Consider the following 13,238-nt stretch of genomic DNA (forward strand, 5'->3'; position numbering starts at 1 on the left):
GAATAATGTTCGGAAAAAAGGAGAATCCAAATCAAATGGAAAAGTTTTTTAACTTAAAAGAGCATAATACCACAGTTCGTACAGAAATTTTTGCTGGTATTACTACTTTCTTTGCAATGTCGTACATTCTCTTTATCAACCCATCTATTTTGGGTGCAGCAGGGATGCCGACACAAGCTGTTTTTCTAGCAACGATTATTGCTAGTGTTATTTCAACCTTAATTATGGGACTCTTTGCTAATGTCCCTTATGCTTTAGCACCAGGTATGGGGTTAAATGCTTTCTTTACTTATACGGTTGTTTTTGGTTTAGGCTTTTCTTGGCAAGAAGCGCTAGCTATGGTCTTTATCTGTGGTTTGTTTAACATCTTTATCACAGTAACTAAGGTGCGTAAAAGCATTATTAAGGCCATACCAGTTAGTTTACAACATGCTATTGGTGGAGGGATCGGTGTTTTTGTTGCCTACCTAGGATTTAAAAATGCTAATTTAATTACCTTCTCAACCTCTGCAAGTAACATCATTACAGTCAATGGTGTCGCACCAGCAGATGCAACGGCAAAAACATTTGAAAATGGTGTGTCATCTGTTTTTGGTAATGGTGGTGTTGTCCCAGCTATTTCAACCTTTACGGATCCAAGTGTTTTACTGGCAGTCATTGGGTTAATTTTAACAGCATTTTTAGTCATTAAAAATGTTCGTGGTGGTATTCTTTTGGGGATTGTTGTGACGACATTGATCGGTATTCCTATGGGAGTAGTTGACCTATCAGCAATTGATTTTGCTAACAATCATATTGGTACAGGGTTTAAAGAGTTGGGGACAACTTTCCTTGCAGCCTTTGGCGGCATGAGCTCACTCTTTAGTGATTCTAGTCGTTTACCTCTTGTTTTGATGACGATTTTTGCCTTTAGTCTTTCAGATACCTTTGATACTCTAGGAACCTTTATTGGAACAGGCCGTAAAACAGGAATCTTCTCAGCAGAAGATGAAGCAGCACTTGAAAATAGCACAGGGTTTAATTCCAAGATGGACCGTGCTCTTTTCGCAGATGCGATTGGAACATCTATCGGTGCTATTTTTGGAACATCTAATACGACGACTTATGTTGAATCAGCAGCAGGTATCTCAGCTGGTGGACGTACTGGTTTAACAGCTGTTTCTACAGCAGTTTGTTTCCTACTTTCTATTCTTATCTTGCCATTCATTGGTGTTGTGCCAGCAGCGGCGACTGCACCAGCCTTAATCATTGTTGGTGTGATGATGGTATCTTCATTCCTAGATGTTGATTGGCAAAACTTTGAAGAAGCTCTTCCAGCTTTCTTTGCAGCCTTCTTTATGGCACTTTGCTACTCGATTTCATACGGGATTGCAGCCGCATTTATTTTCTATTGCTTGGTTAAAGTCGCTACTGGAAAATCTAAAGATATCCATCCTATTTTGTGGGTGGCAACCGGTTTATTTATTTTAAACTTTGTTATCTTAGCCATCTTATAGGATGTTTGGAGAGAAGCTCAAGCTTCTCTTTTTTCCTTGCTTTCTTTTAGCTGTGGCATTAGAAAGAGAATTCTGATATAATTTCCTTATGTTTAAAAGTCATAACGAAGAAGAACTAATGGCTATTGGTCAAAAAATAGGTCAAGTTCTTAAAAAACAAGATGTAGTAGTATTAACAGGAGATCTGGGTGCTGGAAAGACAACCTTGACCAAAGGCTTGGCGCGTGGTTTGGGGATCACCCAAATGATTAAAAGCCCCACTTACACTATAGTTCGTGAATATGAGGGGCGACTTCCCTTATATCATTTAGACGTCTATCGTATTGGAGAAGATCCTGATTCTATTGATTTAGATGAATTTCTTTTTGGTCAGGGTGTCACAGTGATTGAGTGGGGAGAGCTTCTTAATGATAGCTTACCAAGTGATTATCTGGAGGTTGTAATCCGCAAGGTTGATGATGGTCGTTGTGTGAGTTTATCTGCAAGTGGCCCACGTTCAAAAGAAGTTATTGGAGACCTTGGATGACAGAAACAACCTTAGATATTATAGAAGCAAGTCCACTTGATGCAGAAGCATTATTAGAAGCCTTATTACTCATTAAGGAAGAGACGGACTACATTGCTTGGCAGACTTCTAGCGATTCCTTTACAAAAGAAGCATTGAAAGATTTTCTAGAATGGTCTAGTGCGTCGACTAATAATATTTGTCTCGTGGCTAAAACACCAGAGACTATTTTGGGACTGATTAATATTAAAGGAGAAGAAGATCCTGCCTTATCTCATATAGGTGATGTTTTTATTGCTGTTAAAAGAGATTATTGGGGGTACGGTATAGGGCAAGTTCTTTTGGAAACGGCTGTCAATTGGGCATTAGAAACAAGAGAGATTAGACGCTTGGAGCTGACAGTTCAAAAGCGCAATAAACGGGCTATCCATATTTATGAAAAGTTTGGTTTTGAGATAGAAGGTTTGAAAAAACGTGGCATAAGAACAAAAGATGGGGAGTTTTTAGATGTTTACTTGATGAGTAAGCTGATAAATTAGAGAGTCGTATGAAAATTGGTAGAAAAATTTTGTTAATGTTGGGTGCAATTTTTACACTTAGTTTGGTTGCACTAGGAGTCTATACTTCTAATATTTATGGTTTTTCAACAGAGGAGTTGTCAAAAACGTTTAAGGATTTTAATACCTCAGAAAATTCGGGGAGTCAGGATGTTATTAAGCAGACAAAGCCTTTTTCTATCTTGTTAATGGGAGTTGATACAGGCTCTGCTGATAGAACATCGAAATGGGAAGGAAATAGTGATTCAATGATCCTATTGACCATAAATCCTAAAACGAATCAGACAACTATGACAAGTTTAGAGCGTGATATTTTAATTAATCTTTCTGGACCTAAAAATAATGAAGCCACAAATTCTGAGGCGAAGCTAAATGAAGCCTATGCGGCTGGAGGAGCCCAAATGGCAATTATGACCATTCAAGATATGTTAGATATTACAATTGACAAGTATGTTCAGATTAACATGGAAGGTTTGGTACAGCTTGTTGATGCCGTAGGTGGTATCACCGTGACAAATGATTTTGATTTCCCTATTTCTATTGAAGCAAATGAACCTGCTTATACGGCAACTGTTGAACCAGGGACACATCATATCAATGGAGATCAAGCTTTGGTTTATGCGCGCATGCGTTATGATGATCCTGAGGGAGACTATGGTCGTCAACGTCGTCAACGAGAGGTCATCGCAAAAGTGGTCAAGAAGGTCTTAGCTTTAGATAGTGTGAGCAAGTACAAGGACATTTTAAAAGCAGTTAGTGGCAATATGCAGACTAATATTGAAATTAGCTCTTCAACCATTCCAAGCTTGTTAGGCTATAGTGATGCTTTGAAAAATATCAAGACCTACCAGCTAAAAGGTGAAGATGCTACCATTAATGGCGGTTCTTATCAGCTAGTCACTTCTGAACATTTATTAACTGTTCAAAATCGCATTAAGAAAGCACTAGGACTTAAAACTAGTAAAACTTTGACAACGACGGCAATCTTATATGAAGATTACTATGGTGGAAGTTTAGAGGGTAGCAGTGCTTATTCAGAGGATTTTGTAACAGATTCGTATTCTTCAGATCAGACTGTAGCCGATCAGACTTATACTCCAAGCACTGTTTATCAAGAGGCTCCGTCATCAGTTGGTCAATATCAACAAACTTATCAAGATACAACTACTTTACAACCGATTCAGTAGTCTTTTATAAAAATATCCCCTGACAGAATTTTCTGTTAGGGGATATTTTTATGAGTTTGTTTTTTGATAGTGTCCTAGAATGCGATTAATTTCAGAGATGTGGGCATCTTTTTCCTTTTCAAAATACCGCCATTTTTGCTGAAAATCTTGACCGTATTTTTGGAGTAATTGTGTTTGCTCTTGGATAATAACAAGGTTATTTTGGATATTATCTAAATCCGTTTTAGCTTCATCTAAATTTTTAAGACCTTCTTGAGCAAATTGTGTGATGTGGTCTCTTTTTTTATAAAGGGTATAGGCAAGAACAGCTGACCCACTGATTAAGGCAAAATGGGATAGTTTCAATTAAATCACCTCTTTGGAAATTGTTTTAGCTAACTCAGCTAGGGCTGTAAAGTCAGGCTCGTGTGTAGTGTAGTGAATAGCGATGCCATCGTTTTCATCAAATCGAGGAACAAGGTGGATATGTGTATGAAAAACGGTTTGACCTGCAATTTCCTCGTTATTAGCAATAATATTCATTCCCTTAGCCTGTGTAGCAGATTGAACGGCGCGGGCAATTTTAGGGATACGACTAAATAACTGTGCTGCAGCCTCTTCAGTCATCTCAAGTGTATTTCTAGCATGTGTTTTTGGAACCACTAAGGTGTGACCTTTGGTTGTTTGAGAAATATCTAAAAAAGCTAGCACTTGATCATCTTCATAAATTTTAGATGATGGAATTTCTCCAGCAATAATTTGACAAAAAATACAATTCTCCATATTGATTTCTCCTTTAGTTAAGTCTTTTTGTTATAATGATTATATCAAATTTTAGTGAGAAAACTTATGTTAAAAATCGAAAATCTAACAGGGGGATATGTCAATATTCCTGTTTTAAAAAATATTTCTTTTGAAGTAGCAGATGGAGAATTAGTTGGCCTGATTGGTTTGAACGGGGCGGGAAAATCAACCACCATAAATGAAATTATCGGATTATTACAACCTTATCAAGGAACGATTAGTATTGATGGATTACGTTTGTCTGATGATTTAGCAGCTTATCGAAAGAAAGTAGCTTTGATCCCAGAAACCCCAATTTTATATGAAGAATTGACGTTAAAAGAGCATCTTGAAACGGTCATTATGGCTTATGATCTAGACTATGAAAAAGCCATGGACCAAGCAAAGGAGCTGCTTAATCTTTTTCGCTTGACCGATCGTCTTGATTGGTTTCCTGTTAATTTTTCTAAGGGAATGAAGCAAAAGGTGATGATTATCTGCGCCTTATTGGTTGATCCTAGTTTGTTGATTGTGGATGAGCCGTTCTTGGGATTAGATCCCATTGCCATCGCCGATTTGACAAGGTTATTAGCTGAAAAAAAGAAAGCTGGCAAGTCTATCTTAATGTCCACTCATGTGCTGGATTCAGCGGAGAAAATGTGCGATCGCTTTGTCATTCTTCATAAAGGAGAAGTTAGAGCTAATGGTAGTTTGGAAGAACTTCGTCAACAATTTGGAGATCCTGAAGCAGATTTGACGGCCATTTATATGAAATTGACGAAAGAGGCTTAAAATGGTAGAAAATGCTTTTAGAAAAAGGCGACACGTTTTTAGACAGCAATCCTTGAAGTATCTGCGGTATGTCTTGAATGATCACTTTGTTTTAGTCTTAATGCTTCTACTAGGATTTGTATTGGTACAATACAGCCAATTATTGCAAAACTTTCCTAAGAATCCGTATCCTATTGCGCTTGTTTTATTTTCCGTCTCCTTGCTATTACCTTTTTTAGGTGGACCTGCCACTTATGTTCAGAAAGCCGATAAGCTCTACTTTTTGACAAAAGAAGAAGAGGTATTAAAAGAAGTTCGTAAGGCCTATCGGAGTAGTTTTTGGACTTATTCATCCCTTCAAACGGCAATCTTAGTTTTAGTCTTACCTTTATTTTTAAAATTAGGTTTATCGCTTATCCATTTTATTTTGTTTGTGATGAGTCTGATTATTTTACGTTACATCATCAGTCATTATAGAAAAAAAGCAAGTGTTGAGGGTGACTTCTTGAACTGGGATCGAGTAATAGCGATTGAGAATAAGCGTCAACGTAGAATTTTAAGTTTTTTTGCCTTGTTTACAACAGTTAAGGGCGTCAAAACAAGTGTTAAAAGAAGGGCTTATTTAGATTGGCTCTTATCTTTTATGCCTCAAGCTCACCGCTTTACTTGGGAAAATCTTCTGATTAGAGCCTTATTTCGTACAGGAGATTATTTTGGTTTGACCCTTCGCCTGTTTTTTATCTCCCTCTTAGTGTTACTTTTTCTTCCTCAAAAATTACTGGCAGTTGGTCTGACTCTGACACTAAATTATTTACTATTATTCCAGCTTTTAGGCTTATATCATGTTTATGATTACACCTATGCTCCGCGTTTATTTTCATTAGAAATATCTGATAAAAAGAAGGGCTTGTTGAATGTCCTAAGAGGCTTAGCTTATGTCCTTGTTCTTTTTGAAGTAATGGCTACAGGTTTTTCATGGTTTAGTTTAGGGTTGATTTTAGGCCAAGTGGTACTGGTTGAAATCTATTTAGCTTATAAAATCAGAAAGATTGTTGACTAAGTTCGTCAAAACGAGTAAAATAAATAATACTGTTGTTTTAGAAGGAGGAGTAGGTGTCATTGGAAGAAAATAATTTAGAATTGACGCCTTTAAAAGGCAAAAGTGGTAAAGCCTTTATTGGGACTTATCCAGACGGTCAGCGCATCTTTGTTAAAATGGATACGACACCAATCTTAGCAGCCCTAGCCAAAGAACAAATTGCTCCTCAACTATTATGGGCAAAACGTCAAGCTAATGGTGGCATGATGACGGCTCAAGAATGGTTACAAGGACGGATTTTAACCAAAGAGGATATGACTAGTAAGCAAATTGTGCATATTTTGTTACGTTTACATAAATCACGTCATCTTGTGAATCAGTTGTTACAACTAAACTATAAAATCGAAAATCCATATGATTTGCTAACAAGTTGGCAAGCTAGTGCACCAATTGACATTCAAAAAAATTCCTTTTTACAATCTGTCGCTCAAGAATTAAGAAAAACCTTGCCAGAGTTTGAGCAAGATCAAGCTACTATTGTTCATGGTGATGTGAAACATAGCAATTGGGTGATTACCACAAGTGGTCTGATTTATTTGGTTGATTGGGATTCTGTTCGTCTAACAGATCGTATGTATGACATTGCTTATTTGCTCAGCCACTATATCCCACGTCAGAATTGGAAGAGTTGGCTACACTATTATGGCTACCATACTCCTGAAGAGGTTTTGAGTAAGGTTAAGTGGTATGGACAATTTAATTATCTGTCTGAAATTGTGAAATTTTTTGCAATTGGAGATATGGAATACGTTAACAAGAAAATTTATGCATTACGCAAATTTAGGGAGCAGTTTTAATTATGCGCATGAGAAAACGTAAAGGTGCTGAGGATTTATTAGCTAATCATCCTCAGTACGTTATTACAAAACCAGAAGAAGCTAAGGGCCATTGGCATGAGGTTTTTGGCAATGATCATCCTATTCATATTGAAGTTGGATCAGGTAAAGGACGTTTTATCACAGGGATGGCAGCACAAAATCCTCATATTAATTATATTGGAATTGATATTCAATTATCGGTTTTGAGTTATGCTTTAGACAAGGTTTTGGAAGCTGATTTGCCAAATGTGAAGTTGTTATTAGTTGATGGTTCTAGCTTGACTAATTATTTTGCTGATGGTGAAGTTGATTTGATGTATCTTAACTTTAGTGATCCTTGGCCTAAAAAACGTCATGAGAAGCGTCGTTTGACTTATAAGAGTTTTCTAGATACCTATAAACAAATCTTACCTGAAAACGGTGAAATTCATTTTAAGACAGATAATCGTGGTTTATTTGAGTATAGTCTGGCAAGTTTTTCACAATATGGTATGTTATTAAAACAAGTTTGGTTGGATTTACATGCTAGTGACTATGAAGGTAATGTTATGACAGAGTATGAGGAAAAATTCTCTAACAAGGGTCAAGTGATTTATCGTGTGGAAGCTCAATTTTAAAATTAGCTTGCTAATATTATCAAAATGAGATATAATAGGGGCAAATTTTGTTCTTATTATTGATGGAGAGGTCGCATAGTGGCCGAGTGCGCACGCTTGGAAAGCGTGTAGTCCTTAACGGGGCTCGGGGGTTCGAATCCCCTCCTCTCCTTTAGTGAAATTACTAGTATAAAAGCTGACGACTAGTAAGGATAACAATATGAAAAAAAAGCTAGCTCATCACTAGCTTTTTTTACTAGAAAAAGGAAGGAAATGAAACAGAGATTTTTGAAAAGTTCATTGGAGTTAGGGTGTGTTTTTGGGATATTAGGAGCAGCTCTTTTTAGTTTAGGGCAAGCACCTAAAAAAACAAGCCTAACCTTAGATCAAGGTAAAATTCACTACACAGGTTATGTCCAAGATGATCGGCTAAACGGTCAAGGTAGTCTGGTTTACGATACAGGAGATCGGTATGAAGGGAATTTTAGCCATGGTAGTTTTGATGGAAAAGGAACCTTTACCTCAGCAGCAGGTTGGTCGTATCAAGGTGATTTTAAAAAAGGGCAAGCTCATGGTCAAGGAAAGTTAACCCTTGAGGATGGGCGTGTTTTTGAAGGAAAGTTTAAGCAAGGGATGTATCAAAAATGAGAATACAGTGGTTTTCTTTTGTCCGTATCATCGGTTTAGTTTTTGTCTTGGTTTACCATTTTTATAAAGATTTTTTACCTGGAGGTTTTATAGGCGTTGATATTTTCTTTACCTTTTCAGGCTATCTTATTACGGCTTTGTTGATTGATGAGTTTCAAAAAAAGGGAAAGATTGACTTACTTGGCTATTTTAGACGGCGTTTTTACAGGATTGTTCCTCCCTTGCTCTTTATGATTTTAATGTGTGTCCCGTTGACCTTAGCCCTTCGTGATGACTTTAGAGCTTCTATTGGAAACCAAATCTTAGCTGCGCTTGGATTTGTCACTAATTTTTATGAAATACGTTTAGGAAGTCATTATGAGGCGCAGTTTGCTCCCCATTTGCTGTTGCATACGTGGAGTTTGGCTGTGGAGGTGCATTACTATATTTTATGGGCTATCGCCTTGGTTTTACTTGGTCAGCTCAAGTGGGTTAAAAAAAACTTTAAAAAAGTTGTGGCTTTTTTATCCATTCTGTTAGGTTTAGCTAGCTGGGCGCTGATGGTTTTTGGTCAGCAGACTGGGGTAGAGCAATCTGTGCTTTATTATTCTAGCTTCAGTCACGCTTATCCGCTATTTTTAGGAAGCTTTCTAGCGACTGTTGTTGGGATTCGTGAAAAAAGTGTCTATTATCAAAAACTAGCTCAAATTTTACCAATAAAGACAATTATCATCGGACTAGGTCTTAGTCTTATGGGGTTAGTGAGTTTAGCGCTTTTTCTTAGTTTCACCAATCCTATTACATATAGTGTTGGCTTTTTAGCTGCTAGCTTGTTGGCGACTCTGTTTATTGTATGCACTAGAGTTTTAAATGATAAGTTACCGAAGACATCAGAGCCTGTCTGGGCAACTATTTTAGCTGCAATTTCCTATGGTATTTACCTCTTTCATTGGCCAATTTATCAAATTACCAAAGAACTGATGCCACATGAAATAGCGGTGTTTGTCACACTCATTTTTTCCAGTCTTTTGGCTGCGATTTCCTTTTATGTCATCGAACCCTTGTTGATGGGGAGAAAACCAGATTTTCTGAAACAAAATCCGAAATGGTTAAATCAGACCTTGATGTTATTGATGGTCACGGTTGTGTTATTATCAACCATCACAACGATCACTATTGCTCAAAAGGCTCCAAAATTAGGACATTTTGAGTCTGGGATGTTAGATAAAGGCTTACGCCAATCAGCAACCAGTTTAGCCACGACACGGCGCTTAGTAGAGGTCTCAGGACAGTCAAGTTCTACAGTGGTGGCAGAAAACTATGACAATGTCATGGTGATTGGCGATTCAGTTGCCTTAGATGCCTTTGAAACCATGCCTGGCGCTTTGGGAAATGCCATTATTGATACTCAGGTGAGTCGTAGTTTTGATATGGCTTATGAGATCTATCAAAACCATATTGATAATGGAACTTTGCCTGATTTTGTCGTTTTAGCAGTGGGGGCAAATTCTGTTTATGACTATGAAAATGATGTGATGCAATTTGTCAATGCGTTGCCAGAAGACAAGCACTTAGTATTGGTAACCCCTTATAGCCGTGATGAGTATCCAGAGGAAACAAAGGCAACGGTAGAGTTTGAGCGGAGCCTTGTTGGTCAGTATGACCGTGTGAGCATTGCAGACTGGTATCAAACAGCTATTGATTATCCTGAAATTTGGGAGGGTTCAGATGGGATGCACTTTTCTCATACCGCAGAAACCAGTCTTAAAGGGTCAGATTTGTTTATCCAAACCATTAAAGATGCCCTTGCTCCCTTTAAAACAGGAGGGGAAGGCACAGTTTTAGATAGTACCTTGATTGTTGGTGACTCAGTGGCTGTTCATGCTGGAGATGCTCTGACTGCCAAATTTCCAACGGCTATCATTGATAGCCAGTCTAACCGTAATTTAGCAGATGCGGTAGAAATTGTGAAAAATTATATTGCTAATGGTAGTTTACCAAAGAATTTGGTCTTAGCTGTTGGCGTGAATGAAATCACAAATTTCAAGGAAGTCTTAGATGATTTGTTAGCCCAGTTACCTAGTGGGAAACGCTTGGTTTTAGTCACGCCTTATAATGGAAATTATGTGGATGAGCCGACAGCTACGGTTAATCAATTAAAAGAATATGAATTACAGTTAGCAAAAAAATATTCGTATATCACTGTGGCAGATTGGTCTAAGGTTGCTAAAGAGCACCCTGAAATTTGGGAAGGAACAGACAAGGTGCACTTTGATCACGAAGTTGGGTTTGAAGATTATGAGATGCTAGCGCTCGCATCAGGTTATTATGTTGATAACATTGCTGCTGCTTTAGAGAAAGCACAAACCAAAGAAGGGAAGTAGGGCATTAAAAACAGCTCTCAGTCTGTTATTAATCTTTTTACTTGCAATCTTGGGATATTGTGATATAATATGTAAAAATCATATGAGAAAGGGGCGGAGTAAGAACTTCGCCTCTATCTGTGTTCAAAAAGTAAGAAAAGGAGGGAGATGTCATCGCTACAATTGTTGACATTGTAACAGAAATTGTTGCACCTGCTATTGTTGAGCCCTTTGAGTTGGTTGATGTCGAGTATGAAAAGATGGGAGGAGACTATATTCTCAGCATCTTGGTTGACAAGCCAGAAGGGATTACGGTTGAAGATACAGCAGATTTAACAGAGATTATCAGTCCCTTGTTAGATACTATCAAGCCTGATCCATTTCCAGAGCAGTATTTTCTAGAGATTTCTAGCCCTGGTTTGGAGCGTCCGCTTAAAACAAAAGAAAGCCTAGAAGCTGCGATTGGTCAATATATCAATGTGAGTCTCTATAAGGCAATTGATAAAGTCAAGATTTTTGAAGGGGACTTAGTTGCCTTTGATGGTGAAACCTTGACGATGGATTATATGGATAAAACGCGTAAAAAAACTGTTGAGATTCCCTATAAGACGGTTGCAAAAGCTCGTCTTGCGGTTAAACTTTAAGAAAGGAATGACCCGCCAGCATTAGGTCGGGTATAAAACTATGAGCAAAGAAATGTTAGAAGCCTTCCGTATTTTGGAAGAAGATAAGGGCATTAAAAAAGACGACATCATTGATGCCGTTAAAGAATCATTGAGATCAGCTTATAAACGTCGTTATGGCCAATCAGAAAGTGCAGATATCACTTTTGATGAAAAGACTGGTGATTTTCAAGTATATACAGTCCGTGAGGTTGTTGAGGAAGTTTTTGATAGCCGACTAGAAATTAGCTTAAAAGATGCACTTGCCATCAACAGTGTTTATGAACTAGGTGATCGTATTCGTTTTGAAGAGTCTCCAAAAGAATTTGGTCGTGTAGCTGCTCAGTCTGCCAAACAAACTATCATGGAAAAAATGCGTCGTCAAACGCGTGAGATTACTTTCAATGAGTATAAACAACATGAAAGTGAAATCATGTCTGGAACAGTGGAGCGTTTTGATGATCGTTTCATCTATGTCAATCTCGGCAGCATTGAAGCACAGCTCTCACGTCAAGATCAAATTCCAGGTGAGACGTTCAAATCTCATGATCGCATCGATGTTTATGTGTATAAAGTAGAAAACAATCCTAAGGGTGTTAACGTTTTTGTGAGCCGTAGCCATCCAGAATTTATCAAACGTATCATGGAACAAGAAATTCCTGAAGTCTTTGATGGGACAGTTGAGATTAAAAGTGTGGCGCGTGAAGCAGGAGATCGGACAAAAGTTGCGGTTGTCAGCCACAACCCTAATGTAGATGCAATCGGAACGATTGTTGGGAAACAAGGCTCAAATATCAAAAAAGTCATTAGTCGTTTCCATCCAAAACGTTTGGATCAAAAGACAGGTCTCTTGGTGCCTGTTGAGGAAAATATTGATGTCATCCAATGGGTAGCCGATCCAGCTGAGTTTATCTACAATGCGATTGCTCCTGCTGAAGTGGATCAAGTAATCTTTGATGATGAAAATAGCAAGCGTGCCACAGTTGTCGTACCTGATAATAAGCTGTCATTAGCCATTGGACGTCGTGGTCAAAACGTGCGCTTAGCTGCTCACTTAACAGGATTTAGAATTGATATTAAATCAGCTAGTGAGTATGAAGCACTAGAAGCTGAAGCTTTAGAAGAGCCAGCTACAGAGGAAGTTTTAACAGAAGTTAGCGAAATAAGCTCTGAAGATTAAGATAAAGAGAGGTGTTTTATGGCAAAAACAAGAAAAATACCTTTAAGAAAATCTGTTGTATCTGGTGAAATTATTGATAAACGTGATCTCCTTCGTATTGTAAAAACTAAGGAAGGTGAAATTTTTATTGATCCGACGGGTAAAAAAAATGGGCGTGGTGCTTATATTAAGTTGGACAATGAAGAAGCTCTTTTAGCTAAGAAAAAACAAGTTTTCAACCGCAGTTTTTCACTAGAAGTTCCTGAGAGCTTTTATGATGAGTTGATTGCTTATGTAGATCATAAAGTAAAAAGAAGAGAGTTAGGTCTTGAATAATTCACAACAATTGTCAAATCTTTTAGGTTTGGCTCAGAGGGCAGGAAAGGTCATTTCTGGCGAAGAACTGGTGGTGAAAGCCATTCAAACAGGTCAGGCAAAATTGGTATTTCTGGCTTCAGATGCTGGACCAAATTTGACAAAAAAGATCACAGATAAATGTCACTACTATGAAATAGAAGTCTCTCAAGTGTTTACTGCACTTGATTTAAGCATTGCCATTGGCAAGAGTCGTAAGACGATCGCCATTAGTGATGCTGGATTTTCAAAGAAAATGAGGACTCTTATGGCATAACGGAA

16 protein-coding genes and 1 tRNA gene are annotated in these 13,238 nt (G+C 37.9%); 15 read left to right on the plus strand and 2 right to left on the minus strand.

The window, feature by feature from the left end; genetic code table 11:
- The first annotated feature begins 35 nt into the window (after positions 1 to 35).
- The 4 genes from ACEE75_RS02320 to lytR all read left to right on the plus strand — a co-directional run bounded on the left by ACEE75_RS02320 (position 36) and on the right by lytR (position 3,745).
- Positions 36 to 1,496 (plus strand): NCS2 family permease, encoded by a 1,461-nt coding sequence (locus tag ACEE75_RS02320; protein WP_447574866.1) that lies wholly within the window; start codon positions 36 to 38, stop codon positions 1,494 to 1,496.
- A gap of 88 nt (positions 1,497 to 1,584) precedes the next feature.
- A complete protein-coding gene (tsaE, locus tag ACEE75_RS02325; protein ID WP_354369404.1) occupies positions 1,585 to 2,022 on the plus strand; it encodes a tRNA (adenosine(37)-N6)-threonylcarbamoyltransferase complex ATPase subunit type 1 TsaE in 438 nt (145 codons plus the stop codon).
- The gene (locus ACEE75_RS02330) at positions 2,019 to 2,540 is read left to right on the plus strand and encodes a GNAT family N-acetyltransferase (RefSeq protein WP_354369405.1); all 522 of its coding nucleotides are present in this window, start codon (positions 2,019 to 2,021) and stop codon (positions 2,538 to 2,540) included. Before tsaE ends, ACEE75_RS02330 begins: the two co-directional genes overlap by 4 nt.
- An 8-nt stretch (positions 2,541 to 2,548) precedes the next feature.
- Positions 2,549 to 3,745, plus strand: a complete 1,197-nt coding sequence (gene lytR, locus ACEE75_RS02335; RefSeq protein WP_354369407.1) for a glycopolymer--peptidoglycan transferase LytR — start codon at positions 2,549 to 2,551, stop codon at positions 3,743 to 3,745.
- 48 nt (positions 3,746 to 3,793) lie between these two features.
- On the opposite strand, the gene ACEE75_RS02340 is transcribed toward lytR, so the two are convergent.
- Positions 3,794 to 4,090 (minus strand): chemotaxis protein, encoded by a 297-nt coding sequence (locus ACEE75_RS02340; protein WP_447574869.1) that lies wholly within the window; start codon positions 4,088 to 4,090, stop codon positions 3,794 to 3,796.
- Positions 4,091 to 4,507 (minus strand): HIT family protein, encoded by a 417-nt coding sequence (locus ACEE75_RS02345; protein WP_447574870.1) that lies wholly within the window; start codon positions 4,505 to 4,507, stop codon positions 4,091 to 4,093.
- Between the two features lie 66 nt (positions 4,508 to 4,573).
- On the opposite strand from ACEE75_RS02345, the gene ACEE75_RS02350 reads away from it, so the two are divergent.
- The 11 genes from ACEE75_RS02350 to ACEE75_RS02400 all read left to right on the plus strand — a co-directional run bounded on the left by ACEE75_RS02350 (position 4,574) and on the right by ACEE75_RS02400 (position 13,233).
- Positions 4,574 to 5,299 carry an ABC transporter ATP-binding protein gene (locus tag ACEE75_RS02350; protein WP_447574872.1) on the plus strand — a complete coding sequence of 242 codons (726 nt, stop codon included), beginning with the start codon at positions 4,574 to 4,576 and terminating at the stop codon, positions 5,297 to 5,299.
- 1 nt (position 5,300) lies between these two features.
- Positions 5,301 to 6,338 (plus strand): ABC transporter permease, encoded by a 1,038-nt coding sequence (locus ACEE75_RS02355; protein WP_447574874.1) that lies wholly within the window; start codon positions 5,301 to 5,303, stop codon positions 6,336 to 6,338.
- Positions 6,339 to 6,391: 53 nt separating this feature from the next.
- On the plus strand, positions 6,392 to 7,174 hold the full coding sequence (gene ccrZ, locus ACEE75_RS02360) for a cell cycle regulator CcrZ (RefSeq protein ID WP_447574876.1): 783 nt from the start codon (positions 6,392 to 6,394) through the stop codon (positions 7,172 to 7,174).
- A 2-nt stretch (positions 7,175 to 7,176) separates the two neighbouring features.
- Positions 7,177 to 7,812 carry a tRNA (guanosine(46)-N7)-methyltransferase TrmB gene (gene trmB, locus ACEE75_RS02365; RefSeq protein WP_447574878.1) on the plus strand — a complete coding sequence of 212 codons (636 nt, stop codon included), beginning with the start codon at positions 7,177 to 7,179 and terminating at the stop codon, positions 7,810 to 7,812.
- A gap of 64 nt (positions 7,813 to 7,876) precedes the next feature.
- Positions 7,877 to 7,963: transfer RNA gene (locus tag ACEE75_RS02370), tRNA-Ser, on the plus strand.
- A gap of 101 nt (positions 7,964 to 8,064) precedes the next feature.
- On the plus strand, positions 8,065 to 8,439 hold the full coding sequence (locus tag ACEE75_RS02375; RefSeq protein WP_447574879.1) for a hypothetical protein: 375 nt from the start codon (positions 8,065 to 8,067) through the stop codon (positions 8,437 to 8,439).
- Positions 8,436 to 10,802 carry an acyltransferase family protein gene (locus ACEE75_RS02380; protein WP_447574881.1) on the plus strand — a complete coding sequence of 789 codons (2,367 nt, stop codon included), beginning with the start codon at positions 8,436 to 8,438 and terminating at the stop codon, positions 10,800 to 10,802. The genes ACEE75_RS02375 and ACEE75_RS02380 overlap by 4 nt, the downstream gene beginning before the upstream one ends.
- A 152-nt stretch (positions 10,803 to 10,954) precedes the next feature.
- On the plus strand, positions 10,955 to 11,425 hold the full coding sequence (gene rimP, locus ACEE75_RS02385) for a ribosome maturation factor RimP (protein WP_427893790.1): 471 nt from the start codon (positions 10,955 to 10,957) through the stop codon (positions 11,423 to 11,425).
- A 40-nt stretch (positions 11,426 to 11,465) separates the two neighbouring features.
- Positions 11,466 to 12,623, plus strand: coding sequence for a transcription termination factor NusA (nusA, locus tag ACEE75_RS02390; protein ID WP_447574883.1), 1,158 nt, complete (start codon positions 11,466 to 11,468; stop codon positions 12,621 to 12,623).
- An 18-nt stretch (positions 12,624 to 12,641) separates the two neighbouring features.
- A complete protein-coding gene (gene rnpM / locus ACEE75_RS02395; protein WP_447574885.1) occupies positions 12,642 to 12,938 on the plus strand; it encodes an RNase P modulator RnpM in 297 nt (98 codons plus the stop codon).
- Complete coding sequence (locus ACEE75_RS02400; RefSeq protein ID WP_354369475.1) at positions 12,931 to 13,233, plus strand: YlxQ-related RNA-binding protein; 303 nt, start codon at positions 12,931 to 12,933, stop codon at positions 13,231 to 13,233. The genes rnpM and ACEE75_RS02400 overlap by 8 nt, the downstream gene beginning before the upstream one ends.
- Positions 13,234 to 13,238 lie beyond the last annotated feature (5 nt).

It is taken from the genome of Streptococcus sp. 11273D007BT (assembly GCF_053547195.1).

What these genes read in the sequence shown, in the direction of transcription:
- ACEE75_RS02320 (WP_447574866.1), top strand. Translation starts at nt 36, where the DNA reads ATGGAAAAGTTTTTTAACTTAAAAGAGCATAATACCACAGTTCGTACA.
- tsaE (WP_354369404.1), top strand. Translation starts at nt 1,585, where the DNA reads ATGTTTAAAAGTCATAACGAAGAAGAACTAATGGCTATTGGTCAAAAA.
- ACEE75_RS02330 (WP_354369405.1), top strand. Translation starts at nt 2,019, where the DNA reads ATGACAGAAACAACCTTAGATATTATAGAAGCAAGTCCACTTGATGCA.
- lytR (WP_354369407.1), top strand. Translation starts at nt 2,549, where the DNA reads ATGAAAATTGGTAGAAAAATTTTGTTAATGTTGGGTGCAATTTTTACA.
- ACEE75_RS02345 (WP_447574870.1), bottom strand. Translation starts at nt 4,507, where the DNA reads ATGGAGAATTGTATTTTTTGTCAAATTATTGCTGGAGAAATTCCATCA.
- ACEE75_RS02350 (WP_447574872.1), top strand. Translation starts at nt 4,574, where the DNA reads ATGTTAAAAATCGAAAATCTAACAGGGGGATATGTCAATATTCCTGTT.
- ACEE75_RS02355 (WP_447574874.1), top strand. Translation starts at nt 5,301, where the DNA reads ATGGTAGAAAATGCTTTTAGAAAAAGGCGACACGTTTTTAGACAGCAA.
- trmB (WP_447574878.1), top strand. Translation starts at nt 7,177, where the DNA reads ATGCGCATGAGAAAACGTAAAGGTGCTGAGGATTTATTAGCTAATCAT.
- ACEE75_RS02375 (WP_447574879.1), top strand. Translation starts at nt 8,065, where the DNA reads ATGAAACAGAGATTTTTGAAAAGTTCATTGGAGTTAGGGTGTGTTTTT.
- ACEE75_RS02380 (WP_447574881.1), top strand. Translation starts at nt 8,436, where the DNA reads ATGAGAATACAGTGGTTTTCTTTTGTCCGTATCATCGGTTTAGTTTTT.
- nusA (WP_447574883.1), top strand. Translation starts at nt 11,466, where the DNA reads ATGAGCAAAGAAATGTTAGAAGCCTTCCGTATTTTGGAAGAAGATAAG.
- rnpM (WP_447574885.1), top strand. Translation starts at nt 12,642, where the DNA reads ATGGCAAAAACAAGAAAAATACCTTTAAGAAAATCTGTTGTATCTGGT.